Here is a 16,064-nt window from a genome sequence, read left to right on the forward strand (position 1 = left end):
GGGTAGGTCGACCGGGAGGGCCGACCCGGGAACCGAGGCGGGGCGCGCCGCCCCGGTAACGTCATGGACATGACGAGGCGCGCGAGAGTCGGTGGGTCGCGACGGATGCGAACGGCGGTCGCGTCGATCGTGGGTCTGCTCGCCCTCACCACGTCGTGCGCCCGGTTCGACGACGCAACCACCACGCCGTTCACCCCGGAACCGAGTTTCGACGCGGGCGCCGAACTCGAACCGCTCGAACCCCCGACGGCAACCACGACGACGGGCGCACCGCCCACACCGCCGGGCCCGTGCCAGGACCCCGACCCCGCGGTGGTCGCCACCTGTCTCGATACCACGGGCGGGCTGGTCACCCTGCCCGACGGCGGCTCCGCGCTCGTCGCGGAGCGGCGCACCGGCCGGATCCTGCGGGTGGCGCCGCGAACGGAGCCGGTGGAGGTGGCGACCGTGCCGGTCGACGGATCCGGCGACGGTGGGCTCCTCGATCTCGCACTGTCGCCGACCTACGACGAGGACCGGCTGCTCTACGCCTACATCACCACCCCCACCGACAACCGCGTCGTGCGGCTCGCCGCGGGCGACGTCCCGAAGCCGGTGTTCACCGGCATCCCGCGGGGAGCGAGCGGGAACGCGGGGGCGCTCGAGTTCACCTCCCCCACCGACCTGGTGGTGCTGACCGGCAATGCCGGAGATGCGGCCGCGGCGGCCGATCCGGCCTCGCTCGCCGGAAAGCTGCTGCGCATGCCCGTGCCGGCGCCCGGTGCGGCTGCCGCGCCGTCGGTCGTGCTGTCCGGGATCGGGACGGCGGGCGACGTGTGCCGGGACCCCGCCGGGAACCTGTGGATCACCGACCGCACCGTCCTCGAGGACCGGCTGCAGCGTGTCGACGTGGACGGCGCGGTGAGCACATCCCCGGCGTGGACGTGGCCCGAACGTCCGGGCGTGGCCGGATGCGCGGCCGGTGCGGACGCGGTCGCGGTGTCGCTGACGGACGGCAAGGCGGTGGCGGTGGTCGCCGTCGACCCCGGAACCGGGGCGGTGACGGCCGCGCCCGTGACGGCCGTGCAGGACCGCTACGGCCGGCTCGGCGGCGCGGCGGTGGGCGGCGACGGGCAGCTGTGGGTGTCCACCGTCAACAAGTCCGGTGGCGACCCGGGCCCGAACGACGATCGGGTCGTGCTGATCCAGTTCCCCGCAGGCGGCGGCGGATTCGACTAGCCGGAACCGTCCGGCACGGGTCCTTCACGACAGCGTGAAGGGCGGCGCGGCCGCATCGGTGAACGCGCCGGTCACGTTGCCCAGCAGACCCGGTTTCGCCAGGTCGAGCCTGCGGCAGGTCGAGAAGTCCATGTCGGCCGACCGGGTCCACACGATGTTCGGGCTGAACGACGACTCGAATATGTACAGCCCCTCGGTGAGGTCCGTCAGCGTGCGCCAGATCGTCATCGAGATGTTCGGCCGCTGCGGATCCGGCTCGCCGAAAGGTTGTGCAACGTTGCGCATGACGCTCAACAGCGCCGCATACGCGCGGGTCGGCGTCTCCACGGCGGGCAACCGGTCGAGGTAGTAGCCGGCCCGGACGAAGCGGTCGGACGCTTCCGTCGTGCCCGGCAGCGGCTCGGATCCCCCGAAGCCGGTGAAGTTCTTCCGGAGTTCGATCTGTTCGTCGTAGGGCGGCGAGTTCGTCATCACGGTGTGCGCGCGGTCGTGGTGCACCCGCAGCGTTCCCCCGATGTGCTCGAGGATCAGGGAGTCGCCGTTCGCGTCCTCGAGGGCCAGATGCACGGTTGCGGGACGCCGGGACCGCGGTTCGATCAGCGGACGGACCTGGAAGGGCCGGTCGGCCATCAGTGCGAGGCACTCGTCGACGGTCCCGCACAGGTCCAGGAAGATCTGCGGCCACAGGGACACCGCGAGCGCGGGAACATCCGGGTTCCGTTCCCCGAAATCGGCTTCCGCGAGCCACAGCACGTGGGCGGCCAGACCGGCCTCGTTGATCCCGTCGCTCGTGGCGTTGTCCCAGACGGTGGCCACCAGGCTGCCGTAGCGGGCCGTCCAGGTCATGGGGTCGGGATCACGGTCGTGCCCGATCCGGTCGGCCCCGCGCGGCAGCGACCACAGGTTCGTGTCCATCTCCTCGCGCCAGTCCATGTTCCGGCCGACGAGAACGCCGTGCCCGCTTCCGGTCCACATCGCCCGAGTGCACATCGGTCCTCCAGAATGCCCGAGGGGAAATCCGGCCGTCCGTGCCGTGAGCGTCGACATGCCGCCCGCGACGGGAACGACGATACGGACATTTCGGTCCGATTCGAGCGTTTTCGCGAACCAATTGCACGGAACGGCGCCGATCCCGTTCCGTGCACACGACTTGTACTGTGCTGCAGTATATTCGGTTCTACGCCCACCTCCCGTGCGGGCCGGTGCGACAATATCGCCGATCGGTCCGACGCAGTGGTACGCCCGAGGGGGGCCCGAAATGACCACACGACTGAACCCGTACATCAGTTTTCGCGACAATGCCCGCCAGGCCATGGAGTTCTACCGGTCCGTGTTCGGCGGAGAACTGAACGTGAGCACGTTCGCAGAGATGCACGCGAGCGACGACCCGTCCGAGCAGGACAAGGTCATGCACTCGATGCTGTCGAGTCCGAACGGACTCGTCCTGATGGCGGCGGACACCCCCAACCAGATGAGTTACAACCCGGGGGACAACATCTCGATATCCCTCAGCGGCGACGACGAGACCGAGCTGCGTGGCTACTGGGACAAGCTCAGCGACGGCGGAACCGTCGCCGTGCCGCTCGAGCGAGCACCGTGGGGCGACCACTTCGGCATGTGCACCGACAGGTTCGGAATCCAGTGGATGGTGAACATCGCCGGCGAATCGCAGTAGGCACACGCGAGGGGGCGGCTACCGTACCGGCGGGCCGCCCCCGACGAACTCAGCTGCAGGCAGCGAGGACGAGCTCCTTGACCAGGGCCGGGTCGGCCTGGCCGCGGGTGGCCTTCATCACGTCGCCGACGATCTTGCCGGCTGCCTGGACCTTGCCGCTGCGGATCTTGTCGGCGATGTCGGGGTTGGCGGCCAGCGCCTTCTCCACCTCCGACTTGATCAGCGAGTCGTCGCGCACGACCACCAGCTCGGGGTGGGCAGCGAGGATCTGCTTCGGGTCGCCCTCACCGGCGAGCACGTAGTCGACGACCTTGCGGGCGAGCTTGTTGGTGAGCGTGCCGTCGGCGACGAGGGCGATCACCTCTGCGACCTGCGCCGGGGTGATGGGCAGCTCGCCGAGCTCGACGCCGCGGCTGTTGGCCTGCTGCGCCAGGTAGGCGACCCACCAGGACCGGGACTCCGAGGCCGGGGCCCCGGCCTCGGTGGTGGCGATGATCAGGTCCAGGGCGCCGGCGTTGACGAGGTCGCGCATCTCCTCGTCGGAGATGCCCCACTCGGCCTGGATCCGGGCGCGCCGCAACCACGGCAGCTCGGGCAGGGTGGCGCGCAGTTCCTCGACCCACTCCGCGCTCGGAGCGATCGGTTCGAGGTCCGGCTCCGGGAAGTAGCGGTAGTCCTCCGCCGTCTCCTTGCGCCGGCCCGGGGACGTGGTGCCGTCCGCCTCCTGGAAGTGCCGGGTCTCCTGCACCACGGTGCCGCCCGCGGTCAGAACCGCGGCCTGGCGGCGCATCTCGTACCGCACGGCGACCTCGACCGACTTCAGGGAGTTGACGTTCTTCGTCTCGGTCCGGGTGCCGAACTCCGCCGCTCCGATCGGATTGAGCGAGACGTTGGCGTCGCACCGCATCGAGCCCTGGTCCATGCGCACGTCGGACACGTCGAGAGCCTTCAGCAAGTCCCGCAGCGCGGTGACGTAGGCGCGGGCGACCTCGGGGGCGCGCTCGCCGGCACCGACGATCGGCTTGGTGACGATCTCGATGAGCGGCACCCCCGCCCGGTTGTAGTCGAGCAGCGAGTGACTCGCCCCGTGGATGCGGCCCGTGGCGCCACCCACGTGCAACGACTTGCCGGTGTCCTCCTCCATGTGGGCGCGCTCGATCTCCACCCGCCACGTGGTGCCGTCGTCGAGGACCACGTCCAGGTGGCCGTCCGTGGCGATCGGCTCGTCGTACTGCGAGATCTGGTAGTTCTTCGGCTGGTCCGGGTAGAAGTAGTTCTTCCGCGCGAACCGGCCCCACGGCGTGATCGAGCAGTTGAGCGCCAGCCCGATGCGGATCGCCGACTCCACCGCCGCCTGGTTGACCACGGGCAGCGAACCGGGCAGACCGAGGCACACCGGGCACACCTGGGTGTTCGGCTCGGCTCCGAACGTGGTGGGGCACGGGCAGAACATCTTGGTGGCGGTGTGCAGTTCGACGTGCACCTCCATGCCCATCACGGGCTCGAACTTCGCGAGCACCTCGTCGTAGGCGAGCAGATCATCGGACATGGCGGCAGTCATGGGCTCGATTTTAGACGGTGCCGACATCCGGCGATCCGGCGCTCACGCCCGGCGTGAGCTCACCCGAAGATGATCCGCATCTCCTCGTAGCGGTCCTTCGGCACCCGCTTGTGGTTGGCGAGCGCCTCGTCGAAACCGACCCGGACGATGTCGGTTCCGTGCAGCGCCACCATGTGGCCCCACTCCTCGTCGGCGACGAGATCGGTGACCGCCATACCCAGGCGGGTGGCGAGTACCCGATCGAAGGCCGTGGGCACGCCGCCCCGCTGGATGTAGCCGAGGATCGTGGCGCGGGTCTGGATGCCCGTGCGCTCCTCGATCATCGGGGCGAGGACGTCGGCGATGCCGCCGAGTCGCGGCCGGTCGAACTCGTCGCGTCCCTTGTCGGAGTACGCCTCGGCCATGTCCGGCAGGGTGAATCCCTCCGCGACCACCACCATCGGGGCGCGGCCGCGGTCCCGGACACTGGTGACCCATTCGCAGATCTGTTCGATGCTCTCGGGTTGTTCGGGGATGAGGATGGCGTGGGCGCCCCCGGCGGTGCCGGAGTGCAGCGCGATCCACCCCGCCTCCCGGCCCATCACCTCGAGGACCATGCAGCGCTTGTGCGAGTTGCCGGTGGTGCGCAGCCGGTCGATCGCCTCGGTGGCGATCTCGACGGCGGTGTCGAATCCGAAGGTGTAGTCGGTTCGGCCGAGATCGTTGTCGATGGTCTTGGGTACCCCGACGATCCGGATGCCCTCCTCGAACAGCCGCTTGGACGCGGCGGCCGTGCCCTCGCCGCCGATGGCGATCACGGCGTCGACGCCCATGCGCTCGAGCGTGCGGGCGATGTTCTCCGCGCCGCCGTCCGGTCCCTGGTAGGGGCCGAACCGGCTGGTGCCGAGGATGGTGCCGCCCTGATGCGACAATCCGCGAACTTTGCTGCGGTCCAAGGGGATTGCATCGCCTTCCACCAATCCGCGCCAGCCGTCGAGGAACCCGACGAATTCCTGGTCGTAGACGGTCCTGCCCTTGAGGACCGCTCCGCGGATCACCGCGTTCAGGCCGGGGCAGTCCCCGCCGCTGGTGAGAATGCCGATGCGCGTCATTCGTTCCTCCGTGCAGGTTGTCGGTGGTCCTCCCGGCAATACTGCCCCGGCACGGCGCCCGCGGCATCCCGATCGCCGGCGCCGCTCACCCCGGCACGACCAGTCCGGACTCGTATGCCAGCACCACCGCCTGTGCCCGGTCCCGCAGGTGCAACTTCCCGAACACCTTCCCCACGTGCGTCTTGACCGTCTGCTCGGCGACGAACAGCTGAGCGGCGATCTCCTGGTTCGACAGTCCTCGGGCGATCAGCTCGAGCACCTCACGTTCGCGCGGGGTGAGCACGTCGAGTGCCCGGTCGCGGCCGCGGCGCGGCGATCGTCGGCGGGTGACGTCCGCGATGAGCCGGCGTGTGACGGTCGGGGCGAGCAGCGCCTGGCCGTCGGCGACGACGCGGACCGCCCGGACCAGTTCCTCGGCGGGCGCGTCCTTGAGCAGGAACCCGCTGGCGCCGAGGCTCAGCGCCTCGTAGACGTAGTCGTCGATGTCGAACGTGGTGAGCATCAGTACCCGCGTGGGCGGATCGGCCCGCCCGCCCAGGATGTGCCGGGCCGCGTCGAGTCCGTTCATCTCGGGCATCCGGACGTCCATCAGGACGACGTCGGGCCGCAGGCGGGCCGCCTCCGCGACGGCCCGCCGGCCGTCCGGAGCGTCGCCGACGACGCTGATGTCGGGTTGGGCGGCGAGCAGCGCGCCGAAGCCCTGCCGAACCATGGCCTGGTCGTCGGCGATCAACACGGTGATGGGGCTCGGGTCCGTCACGGCCTCAGCCTAGGCTGCCGGGACGCGCGGCAGCTGCGCTCGCACCTCGAAGCCACCGCCCGGGACGGGATGGGCGACGAGGTGGCCTCCGACCGCCAGGGCCCGGTCGACCATGCCGCGGATGCCGTTGCCGCCGCTGCGGTCCCCCGGCCCGGGCCCCGCCTGCCCGGGGCCGTTGCACACGGTCACGCTCACCTCGTCCGGCCCGTAGCCCACGCGGACCCGCACCGGCGCACCGGAGGCGTGGCGGGCGGCATTGGCGAGCGATTCCTGCAGGATGCGGTACACCGTCAGGGCCGTGGCGTCCGAGACGCCGGACGGGTCACCGTTCTCCGCGGTGGACAGGACCATGCCGGCGCGCCGCGCCCCCTCGAACAGGTCCCCGAGCCGGTCCAGGCCGGGCTGCGGATCCTGCGCCCGTCCGTCGCCGGCGCCCCTGTCGTCGGGGAGGCTGTCGCTCCGGAGCACCCCGAGCATGCCGCGGACCTCGTTCAGCGCCTCGCGCGCGGTCGCCCCGATGGAGTCGAACTCGGCGCGTACCGGCTCGGAGACGCCCGGCAGACGGTACGGGGCGCTCTGCGCCTGCACGACGACGAGGGACATGTGGTGCGCGACGATGTCGTGCAGGTCTCGGGCGATGCGGGCCTTCTCCTCGAGGATCGCCCGGCGGGCCCGTTCGAGTTCGCTGACCTCCTCCTGCCGGGCGAGCTGGCGGCGGGACAGCACGAGCCACCGCACGAGCAGGCCGAACACCGCCATCGCGGTCAGGCCGAGTGCCCACCCCCAGCCGTCCTGCCCCGGCACGTGGGTGAAGAACAGGACCACGGTGGCCGCCCACACGAGCCCGGCGACCTGCAGGGAAGCGCGCATGCTCACCGCGACGAGAAGCGCGCACAGCACGAGGATGTGCACCACCTGCCAGGGGTAGTCGTAGCCGGGGACGAGGTCGAAGGCGCGGGGGATCGCCAGCGCGGCCCCGGCCGAAACCGCCCAGCCGAGGGCGGGGTCGGTCCGGATCGCCACGAACGGCCAGGCCGCGAGCGCCGCTACGACGGGCATCAGCGCGACGGGCACCTCGTGAGTGAGGTGCAGGGTGGGCCACGCGACCGCATACAGGGTCAGGGTCACCGCCACGATCGCCATCGTCCCCCAACGGCCGCGGCCGTGTTCTCTCGTCCAGCGCACGGCACCACGGTAGGTCCGGGGCGTGTGCACTGTCGTCATACCGGGGAGTGAGATCCGCCTGGCCCCGTGGCGGCAGACGCTCGTGGCCGGACCGCTCCGTCGCGGGATCTCCCGCAGTCCCCGCCGTCCCTAACGTCCGCCACATGCGCAGACCACCCATGACAGCTCTACTGGGCACGGCCGCAGCGCTGTGTCTGGGAACCACGTGGGCACAGCCCGCTCCGCCGACGCGGCCCGATCCGGACACCGTGATTGCGACCGTGGCGGCACTGTCCGAGGGCAACACCGCGGCAGCGCTCGACACCTTCCCGGACGGCTTCGAGCCGGCGATGCACTATCGACCGGTCACCGAGGACGGGATCCTGGTGGACCCGCTCGGCGGCTGCTCCTCCCCCGTCCCCCTGCCGGACTTCTTCGAAACGCCTTGCCGGGAGCACGATCTCGGATACGACCTGTTGCGGTACGCGCGGTCGTCGGGACACGAACCGGGTCCGCAGGCGCGGCGCGGCCTGGACGCCCGGCTGAGCCGGCAGCTGCACGAGGCGTGCCGCGCGACGGCACCCGGCGACGACTGGTGCGGCGTCACCGCGACTGTGACTTCGTTTGCAGTACGGGTGAATTCGTGGCGGCAACGCGACGGAGCCCCGATCCCCGAGTCACCGCTTCCGTACGCGGCCGCGGTGTGGGCGCTGGTTGCAGCGGCGCGATGGACGCCCCGATGAGTGGGCGCGCGACGTCCCAGGACTCGGGGTTCGACGCCCTCGCAGGGCGCTGCCCGCGGGTGGCGACGACCGCAGCCGTGACGGTGGCGGTGTGGGTCTCGCTCGCGCCGTCGCTGCTGCCCCGTCCGGCCCTGGCGCAGGCCGCGGTCTCCGGATGCGCCGCCGCAGCCGCGGCGGGAGCCGCCGGCCTGTGCCGCCGGCGGAACGCGGGGTCCGCGCGCCCCGCAGCGCGGCTGGTGGCGCTGCTCGCCGCAGCCGTCGCGCTGGGGTGGACGGTTCTCGCGGCAGCGCAGTGGCAGGACGGGTTGCGGGCCGCGATGGGGCGGCCCTCGACGGGCCCGGCGCACTGGATCGTCGTGTGCGTGTGCTCCTCGTGGGTCCTCGGCGCGACGCGGGTGCTCGGCCGGGTTCCGGAGACGTGGCGGCGGGCGGGTGTCCGCGCGGCCGCCGCCACGGCCGTCGCGGTGATGCTGGGAGCGGTCGCCGCGGTCGCTCCCGTCGGGGCCGGGCAGGTGTATCCGGACGCGGCGCCCGTCGCCGCCACCGCGGCCGGGGGCCCGTCGTCGCTGGTGGCGTGGCAGTCACTGGGCGACGAGGGTCGCCGTTTCGTGAGCGCCGACGCGCGAGCGATCCGCACATACGTGGGGCTCGAATCCGCGCCGGACGTCCGGTCGCGCGCAGCGCTCGCCGTCCGCGAGCTCGAGCGCGCGGGCGGGTTCGCACGCGCCCATGTCGTAGTGGTGGTGCCCACCGGCTCGGGGTGGGTCGACCCCGCCGCGGTGCGGGGGTTCACCTCGCTGTTCGGCGGCGACGTCGCGCTCGTCGCGCAGCAGTACTCGGCCGCACCCAGCTGGGTGACCTTCCTGTTCGACCGGAACGCGGCCGCGGAGTCGGCCCGCGCACTGCTCACGTCCGTACGATCCCGCATCGATGCCCTGGACCCGGTCCGGCGTCCACAGGTGCACGTGTACGGGCAGAGCCTCGGCTCGATCGGGGGCAGCGCCGCCCTCGCGGCGACCGCGACGGGTCCGTGCACGGCGATCTGGGCCGGTCCACCGGCAGGCGCGGTGCGCACGGACGGGGCGGTCGTCACCGCGAACACGTCGGATCCGGTGGTGTGGTGGCAACCGTCGCTGCTGTGGTCACCGCCCGACCTGTCCCGTGCGCGGCGCGACGCGCCCGTGCCGCGGTGGCTGCCGGTGGTCAGCTTCGTGCAGGCGACGCTGGACCTGCCGGTGGCGTTGGACGCGCCTCCCGGTCACGGGCACCGCTACGGCCCGGACCAGGCCCGGTGCGACCGCCCCTGACGCGGCGGTCGCACCGGGAGCCGGACTCAGGCGACGATCGGGCCGCGGGCGGCCTCGAACGCGGCGCCGACGCGGTAGAGCCGCTCGTCGGCGAGGGCCGGGGCCATGATCTGCAGACCGACGGGCAGCCCGTCGTCGGCGGACAGCCCGGACGGAACGGACATCGCGCAGTGCCCGGCAAGGTTGGTCGGGAGCGTGCACAGGTCCGACAGGTACATCGCCAGCGGATCGTCGACCTTCTCGCCGATCTTCCACGGCGTGAAGGGGCTGGTCGGCGAGACGAGGACGTCGACCTGCTCGTACGCCTTCTCGAAGTCCCGCGCGATGAGGGTGCGGACCTTGAGCGCCTGCCCGTAGTAGGCCTCGTAGTAGCCGGAGGACAACGCGTAGGTCCCGATCATGATGCGGCGCTTGACCTCCTTGCCGAACCCGGCGGCCCGGGTGGCGGCCATGACCTGCTCGGCGCTCATCGTGCCGTCGTCGACGCGCAGGCCGTAGCGCATGGCGTCGAAGCGGGCCAGGTTGGACGAGACCTCGGACGGCAGGATGAGGTAGTACGAGGCGAGCGCGTATTCGAAGTGCGGGCAGGAGACCTCGACGACCTCGGCGCCGAGCGCGGTCAGTTCGGCCACGGCCGCGTCGAACGACGCCAGCACGCCCGGCTGGTAGCTGTCCGAGTGCAGTTCCTTGACGACCCCGATGCGCAGCCCCTTCAGGTCGCCCTGCGCGCCCTGGCGGGCGGCCTCGACGACGGGCCGGACGGGCGCGTCCACCGACGTGGAGTCGCGCGGGTCGTGGCCGGCGATCACCTCGTGCAGCAACGCGGTGTCGAGCACAGTGCGGCCGCACGGGCCGCCCTGGTCGAGGGACGACGCGCACGCGACGAGACCGAACCGGGAGACCGTGCCGTAGGTGGGCTTGGTGCCGACCGTGGCGGTGACGGCGGCCGGCTGGCGGATCGACCCGCCGGTGTCGGTGCCGATCGCCAGCGGCGCCTGGTAGGAGGCCAGCGCGGCGGCCGAACCGCCACCGGACCCACCGGGGATGCGGGTGGTGTCCCACGGGTTGCGGGTGGGGCCGTACGCGGAGTTCTCGGTGGACGAACCCATGGCGAACTCGTCCATGTTGGTCTTGCCCAGGATCGGGATGCCCGCCTGCCGCAGCTTCGTCGTCAGGGTCGCGTCGTACGGCGACATCCAGCCCTCGAGGATCTTCGAGGCACACGTGGTGGGCATGTCGGTCGTGGTGAACACGTCCTTGAGGGCGATCGGGACCCCGGCGAGCGACGAGGCCGGGCTCTCCCCCGCCGCGACCGCGCGGTCCACCTCGGCTGCCGCGGCCAGCGCCTGGTCGCCCGCCACGTGCAGGAAGGCGTGGTACTCGCCGTCGACCTCGGCGATGCGGTCGAGGTGCGCACGAGTCACCTCGACCGACGACAGGTCGCCGGAGTGGATGCGTTCGGCGAGATCGGCCGCGGACAGCCGGGTGAGATCGGTGCTCATTCGCCCTCCCCCAGGATCTGCGGGACGGAGAAGCGGCCGTCCTCGACCAGCGGGGCAGCGGCGAGCGCCTGCTCCGGGGTCAGGCCCGGGTGCACCTCGTCGGGGCGGGTCACGTTGGTCACCGCGTTCGGGTTGGCCATCGGCGCCACATCGTCCGCGGCCACCTCCGACACAGCCTTGACGTGGCTGAGGATCGTATCCAGCTGGCCGGCGAACTCGTCGAGTTCGGCGTCGGTCAGCGCGAGCCGGGACAACCGGGCGAGGTGCGCGACCTCGTCACGGGAGATGGCAGGCACCTTCGGTGACCCCTTTCCGATGAAGAAACGAACGTGCCGTCCAGGGTAGTGCGTGCCGAACGGCACGGTTTCGCCGGTTCCCCGGACCGTCGCCGGCCGCCGGCCGTGTTGCAGTTCGGAGAAACACCTGTGTCGTTCGTGTGACAAGGCGCGCGTGACCGGCGGTTTCCCGGCAGGTCTCGGCGCCGCTGTGCCGGAGCGGCGTCCGGTAGGGGTCCGGGGGTGAAAAGATGGTGTCCGTCGCAGGCCGGCCGCCTCGGCCGTGACTTCGGAACCGGGAAAGGACGCTCGTGTCGTACCTGTTACGCGTCCAGCTTCCCGATCGCCCGGGCAGCCTCGGCTCACTCGCCGTCGCGCTCGGGTCGGTCGGTGCGGACATCCTCTCGCTCGACGTCGTCGAGCGCGGCGCCGGCTTCGCGATCGACGATCTCGTCGTCGACGTCGATGCCGGTTCGCTGCCGGACACGCTCATCACGGCCGCCGAACGCCTCGAGGGCGTGACGGTGGACTCGATCCGGCCCTATGCGGGAATCCTCGACACCCACCGCGAACTCGAGCTGATCGATCAGGTTGCCACCGCACGCCACGACCGGTTGCAGGTGCTCGTCGACGGCGCACCCCGGGTGCTGCGGGTCGGCTGGGCGACCGTCGTGGACACCGGCCCGCACGGCGCGTACCGGGTGGTGGGCAGTTCCGGTGCCCCCGAGACCCGGCCGGCGGAGGTGCCGTGGATGCCGCTGGAGAAGCCGATGCTGCTCGACCACGAGGGCGAGTGGGTGCCCGACCTGTGGCGGACGATGAACACGACTCTGGCGGCGGCGCCGCTGGGCACCCACGGACGGGTGCTGATGCTCGGCCGGCCCGGCGGCCCGGAGTTCCGCCCGTCCGAGGTGGCCCGGCTCGGCTACCTGGCCGGCATCATCGGCACGGTCCTCGGCTGACTGTGAGGATTCCATTCGCAGCCTGATAGTGCTGGGCTGTGGACTGGTGACCACGAGTGTGACCCTTCGGCTGACTGGCTTCGTGCCTTCCTCAGGACTTGTCCGCTCGTGGTTGCCGGCCCCGGCCCGGCACGGAGTAGCTGGCCTGATCAGGAGCTTGACCGCCGGGCGTTAGCGGCGCCCGACGTGTCTCATCACAGTCCTGCCGAATCTCCGTCCCGGACCGGAAACCACATCCGCTCCAGGCGAGGAGAGAACGCATGACCAGTCTGACCGATCTGCGTGAGGTGGTCGATGTCGTCATCGGCGTCGACACCCACGTCCACACCCACTCCGCGGCCGCGGTCGATGCCCGCACCGGGGGCATGCTCGACGAGATCACGGTGGAAACCACCGCGGACGGCTACGCCCAACCGGTGGAGTTCGCCGACGAGCACGCGACGCTGCGAGCGTGGGCCGTCGAAGGTACCGGCGGCCATGGCGCCGGCCTGACCAGAGTCCTCGAACGCGGCGGGCAGGTGGTGATCGAGCTCGACCGTCCCGAGCGTGCCAAGCGTCGCCACGGCGCCAAGTCCGACCCGCTCGACGCGATCCGTGCGGCCCGGGAAGCGCTCGCGCGCCCCCGCTTGGGTACCCCCCGCAGGGGCGGGGACCGCAGGCCTTGTCGGTGCTGCCGGCCGCCCGCCGGTCCGCGGTCAACGCCGCCACGGACGCCCAGCGCCAACTGTTCAGTCTGGTCATCGCCGCCCCCGAGGACATTCGGGAGCGGTTCCGCGGTCGGACACTGCCCGGCATGGTCACGATCGCAGCCGGCCTGCGGGTCCGCGCCTGCCGGGATGTCGAGACCCGCACGACCGTCACCGCGCTGCGGTCCCTGGCCCGCCGGGCCCGTGCACTGGCCGAGGAGGCCACCGCGCACGAGAACGCCATCCGGGCGATCGTGCGGTCGTGGCGGCCAGACCACCCGCGCCTACGTCGCTCGCCGCACGGGCGAAGGCAAGAGCACCCGCGACATCAAACGCTGCCTCAAGCGCTACATCGCCCGGGACCTCTACCGGCTACTCGAACAGCAGCCAATCGAGGCTTGACATTCCATAGGAGCGTCCGGACGGCTCAGACCAGTTCGCGTACCAGGGTGGTCAGCTCCACGCCGGGCACCGGCGCCCAGTCGCGCTCGGTGACCGGGACGAATCCGTTGCGGTCGTAGATGCGGCGCGCCTCGACCATGTCCGGCTGGGTGGAGAGCACCACCGCGCGGTCACCGCGGTCGTAGGCGGTGTCGAGGACGTGCCGCACCAGCGCCGACCCGACACCGCGCCCGCGCGCCGACGCCGCGACGGCCAGCATCCGGAACTCGAGTTCGCCCTTCTCGGCGACGTTCGCGAAGCGTGATGCCGGCTCGGCCAGCGTCACCGACCCGACGATCTCACCGCCGACGAGCGCGATCACCACCTCGGCGTGTTCGTCGCGGGCGGCGGTGTCGCGCAGACGCTCGGCGTACGGGTCGTCGGGCTCGACGAATCCGCCGCCGACGTACACGTCGACGGTGAGGGCGCCGACGGCGCCGTACTCGTCCGGGCTCACGCGTCTGATCTCGATCACTCGAGGACTATCGCAGTGCTCACCCCTTCCGCCCAAACGGTTCCCGAGCGATCCTCGTCACACCGGCACCGGCCGCCGGTCAGCTCTCGAGCTCGCCGAACTCCTCCTCGATCGCGTCGGTGCCCTCCGTGACGGCGGCCGGGCCGAGCTCGAGCAGGCGGCGGAACCCCTCTTCGTCGAGGACAGGGACGCCCAGCTCGGCCGCCTTGTCGGCCTTCGTTCCCGGCGCGTCCCCGACGACGACGAACGCGGTCTTCTTCGACACCGAGCCGGCCGCCTTGCCGCCGCGGAGCAGGATCGCCTCCTTGGCCTGGTCCCGGGAGAACCCCTCGAGCGAGCCTGTGACGACGATCGACAGGCCCTCGAGGGTGCGTTCGACGGATTCGTCGCGCTCGTCGAGCATGCGCACCCCTGCCGCGCGCCACTTCTCGACGATCGCGACGTGCCAGTCGACCGCGAACCATTCGCCCAGCGCCGCTGCGATGGTCGGTCCGACCCCCTCCACTGCGGCGAGCTCGTCGACGGACGCCTCCCGGATCCGGTCGAGGCTGCCGAACTCGGTGGCCAGCGCCCGCGCGGCGGTCGGACCGACGTGCCGGATCGACAGCGCGACCAGCACCCGCCACAGCGGCTTGTCCTTGGCCGCACGAAGATTCGTGAGCAGCCGGGCGCCGTTGGCGGACAGTGCCCCGGCCTTGGTGCGGAAGAGCGACGTCCGCAGCAGGTCGTCGGCGGTCAGGTCGAACAGGTCGCCCTCGTCGGCGATCACCCCGGCCTCGAGCAGCGCGGTGGCCGCCTCGTACCCGAGGGCCTCGATGTCGAACGCGCCGCGGCCCGCGACGTGGAAGACCCGCTCGCGCAGCTGCGCCGGGCAGTACCGCTGGTTGGGGCAGCGCAGGTCCACGTCGCCTTCCTTGGCGGGGGCGAGCGGTGTCCCGCACTCGGGGCATTCGGTGGGCATGATGAACTCGCGTTCGGTGCCGTCGCGCAGGTCCACGACCGGCCCGAGCACCTCGGGGATGACGTCACCGGCCTTGCGCAGCACCACGGTGTCGCCGATCAGCACCCCCTTGCGTGCGACCTCCGACGCATTGTGCAACGTGGCGAGGGAGACGGTCGATCCGGCGACCGTGACCGGTTCCATGTAGGCGAACGGGGTGACCCGGCCGGTACGGCCGACGCTGACCCGGATGTCGAGCAACTTGGTGGTCACCTCCTCCGGCGGGTACTTGTAGGCGATCGCCCACCGGGGCGCGCGCGAGGTGCTGCCGAGCCGCCGCTGCAGGGACACCTCGTCGATCTTGACCACGAGCCCGTCGATCTCGTGCTCGACGTCGTGGCGGTGCTCACCCCAGTACCGCATCCGGGCGAGGACCTCGTCGACGCCGACGACGCGGGCGGTGTGCCCGGAGACGGGCAGCCCCCAGGCGGCGAGGGCGGCGTAGGACTGCGACAGCGACACCGGCTCGAATCCCTCGACGTGGCCGAGCCCGTGGCAGATCATCCCGAGGCGCCGCCGCGCGGTCACCGCAGGGTTCTTCTGCCGCAGCGATCCGGCCGCCGTGTTGCGTGGATTGGCGAACGGGGCCTTGCCCTCGGCGACGAGGGCGGCGTTGAGCGCGTGGAAGTCCTCGAGCCGGAAGTACACCTCACCCCGCACCTCGAGCACGCGCGGAATCGGGAATTCTTCTGTCGCGGTGAGCCTTTCGGGGATGTCGTCGATCGTGAGGGCGTTGAGCGTGACTTCCTCGCCGGTGCGGCCGTCGCCGCGGGTGGCGGCCCGGCGCAGCCGGCCGTCCTCGTACACCAGGCTCAGCGCGACGCCGTCGATCTTCACCTCGCACAGGTAGTGCAGGTCCGGGCCGGTCTCGGCTTCCACGCGGGAGGCCCAGGCCCGCAACTCGTCCTCGGTGAAGACGTTGTCGAGGCTGAGCATCCGTTCGAGGTGGTCGACGGCGGTGAAGTCGGTGGCGAAGCCACCCCCGACGAGCTGGGTCGGGGAATCGGGGACGCGCAGGTCGGGGTAGTCGTCCTCGAGCTGCTTCAGCGTGCCGAGCAACTGGTCGAAGGCACCGTCGGAGATGATCGGCGCATCGCGCACGTAGTAACGGAACTGGTGCTCGCGCACCTCCTCCGCGAGTTGCTGCCAGCGCTCGCGCACGTCGGGCGGAGCTTGGGTGGGCGCGTCCGTCGATTCACTCACG

General features: G+C 71.4%; 15 protein-coding genes. 6 read left to right on the top strand and 9 right to left on the bottom strand.

The annotated features are described in order from the left end of the window. Positions 1-105: 105 nt before the first annotated feature. Positions 106-1,218: a PQQ-dependent sugar dehydrogenase gene (locus ACM26Y_RS15530; protein ID WP_371382484.1), complete on the top strand. Its 1,113-nt coding sequence runs from the start codon at positions 106-108 to the stop codon at positions 1,216-1,218. Positions 1,219-1,242: 24 nt separating this feature from the next. Here the strand turns inward: ACM26Y_RS15530 and ACM26Y_RS15535 are convergent, their stop codons facing one another. Next, the gene (locus tag ACM26Y_RS15535) at positions 1,243-2,193 is read right to left on the bottom strand and encodes a linear amide C-N hydrolase (protein WP_416061313.1); all 951 of its coding nucleotides are present in this window, start codon (positions 2,191-2,193) and stop codon (positions 1,243-1,245) included. A 283-nt stretch (positions 2,194-2,476) separates the two neighbouring features. Between ACM26Y_RS15535 and ACM26Y_RS15540 the strand changes: the two genes are divergently transcribed. Beyond that, positions 2,477-2,893: a VOC family protein gene (locus tag ACM26Y_RS15540; RefSeq protein ID WP_416061314.1), complete on the top strand. Its 417-nt coding sequence runs from the start codon at positions 2,477-2,479 to the stop codon at positions 2,891-2,893. Between the two features lie 49 nt (positions 2,894-2,942). Here ACM26Y_RS15540 and gatB read toward each other — a convergent pair whose 3' ends face one another. The 4 genes from gatB to ACM26Y_RS15560 form a co-directional block, all read right to left on the bottom strand. Beyond that, positions 2,943-4,454: an Asp-tRNA(Asn)/Glu-tRNA(Gln) amidotransferase subunit GatB gene (gene gatB, locus ACM26Y_RS15545; protein WP_289378606.1), complete on the bottom strand. Its 1,512-nt coding sequence runs from the start codon at positions 4,452-4,454 to the stop codon at positions 2,943-2,945. A gap of 59 nt (positions 4,455-4,513) precedes the next feature. Beyond that, positions 4,514-5,545 carry a 6-phosphofructokinase gene (locus tag ACM26Y_RS15550; RefSeq protein ID WP_054373642.1) on the bottom strand — a complete coding sequence of 344 codons (1,032 nt, stop codon included), beginning with the start codon at positions 5,543-5,545 and terminating at the stop codon, positions 4,514-4,516. 85 nt (positions 5,546-5,630) lie between these two features. After that, on the bottom strand, positions 5,631-6,305 hold the full coding sequence (locus ACM26Y_RS15555; protein WP_416061315.1) for a response regulator: 675 nt from the start codon (positions 6,303-6,305) through the stop codon (positions 5,631-5,633). A gap of 9 nt (positions 6,306-6,314) precedes the next feature. Next, the gene (locus tag ACM26Y_RS15560) at positions 6,315-7,529 is read right to left on the bottom strand and encodes a sensor histidine kinase (RefSeq protein WP_416061316.1); all 1,215 of its coding nucleotides are present in this window, start codon (positions 7,527-7,529) and stop codon (positions 6,315-6,317) included. Positions 7,530-7,633: 104 nt separating this feature from the next. Here ACM26Y_RS15560 and ACM26Y_RS15565 point away from each other — a divergent pair, with 104 nt between their 5' ends. Both ACM26Y_RS15565 and ACM26Y_RS15570 read left to right on the top strand, forming a co-directional pair. Beyond that, positions 7,634-8,212: a hypothetical protein gene (locus ACM26Y_RS15565; protein ID WP_416061317.1), complete on the top strand. Its 579-nt coding sequence runs from the start codon at positions 7,634-7,636 to the stop codon at positions 8,210-8,212. After that, positions 8,209-9,519: an alpha/beta-hydrolase family protein gene (locus tag ACM26Y_RS15570; RefSeq protein WP_416061318.1), complete on the top strand. Its 1,311-nt coding sequence runs from the start codon at positions 8,209-8,211 to the stop codon at positions 9,517-9,519. Before ACM26Y_RS15565 ends, ACM26Y_RS15570 begins: the two co-directional genes overlap by 4 nt. A gap of 26 nt (positions 9,520-9,545) precedes the next feature. Here the strand turns inward: ACM26Y_RS15570 and gatA are convergent, their stop codons facing one another. Continuing rightward, positions 9,546-11,021 (bottom strand): Asp-tRNA(Asn)/Glu-tRNA(Gln) amidotransferase subunit GatA, encoded by a 1,476-nt coding sequence (gatA, locus tag ACM26Y_RS15575; protein WP_003936976.1) that lies wholly within the window; start codon positions 11,019-11,021, stop codon positions 9,546-9,548. Then, the gene (gene gatC / locus ACM26Y_RS15580; protein ID WP_003936975.1) at positions 11,018-11,317 is read right to left on the bottom strand and encodes an Asp-tRNA(Asn)/Glu-tRNA(Gln) amidotransferase subunit GatC; all 300 of its coding nucleotides are present in this window, start codon (positions 11,315-11,317) and stop codon (positions 11,018-11,020) included. The genes gatA and gatC overlap by 4 nt, the downstream gene beginning before the upstream one ends. A 290-nt stretch (positions 11,318-11,607) precedes the next feature. On the opposite strand from gatC, the gene ACM26Y_RS15585 reads away from it, so the two are divergent. Together ACM26Y_RS15585 and ACM26Y_RS15590 are read left to right on the top strand one after the other, a co-directional pair. Continuing rightward, a complete protein-coding gene (locus tag ACM26Y_RS15585; RefSeq protein ID WP_003936974.1) occupies positions 11,608-12,258 on the top strand; it encodes a hypothetical protein in 651 nt (216 codons plus the stop codon). A gap of 260 nt (positions 12,259-12,518) precedes the next feature. Next, positions 12,519-13,346, top strand: coding sequence for an IS110 family transposase (locus ACM26Y_RS15590; RefSeq protein ID WP_416061319.1), 828 nt, complete (start codon positions 12,519-12,521; stop codon positions 13,344-13,346). A 25-nt stretch (positions 13,347-13,371) separates the two neighbouring features. On the opposite strand, the gene ACM26Y_RS15595 is transcribed toward ACM26Y_RS15590, so the two are convergent. Further along, positions 13,372-13,860 carry a GNAT family N-acetyltransferase gene (locus ACM26Y_RS15595; protein WP_003936973.1) on the bottom strand — a complete coding sequence of 163 codons (489 nt, stop codon included), beginning with the start codon at positions 13,858-13,860 and terminating at the stop codon, positions 13,372-13,374. A gap of 79 nt (positions 13,861-13,939) precedes the next feature. After that, on the bottom strand, positions 13,940-16,063 hold the full coding sequence (ligA, locus tag ACM26Y_RS15600; RefSeq protein ID WP_416061320.1) for an NAD-dependent DNA ligase LigA: 2,124 nt from the start codon (positions 16,061-16,063) through the stop codon (positions 13,940-13,942). Position 16,064 lies beyond the last annotated feature (1 nt).

The organism is Rhodococcus indonesiensis, assembly GCF_047782815.1.
GTDB classification, from domain to species: Bacteria; Actinomycetota; Actinomycetes; order Mycobacteriales; family Mycobacteriaceae; genus Rhodococcus; species Rhodococcus indonesiensis.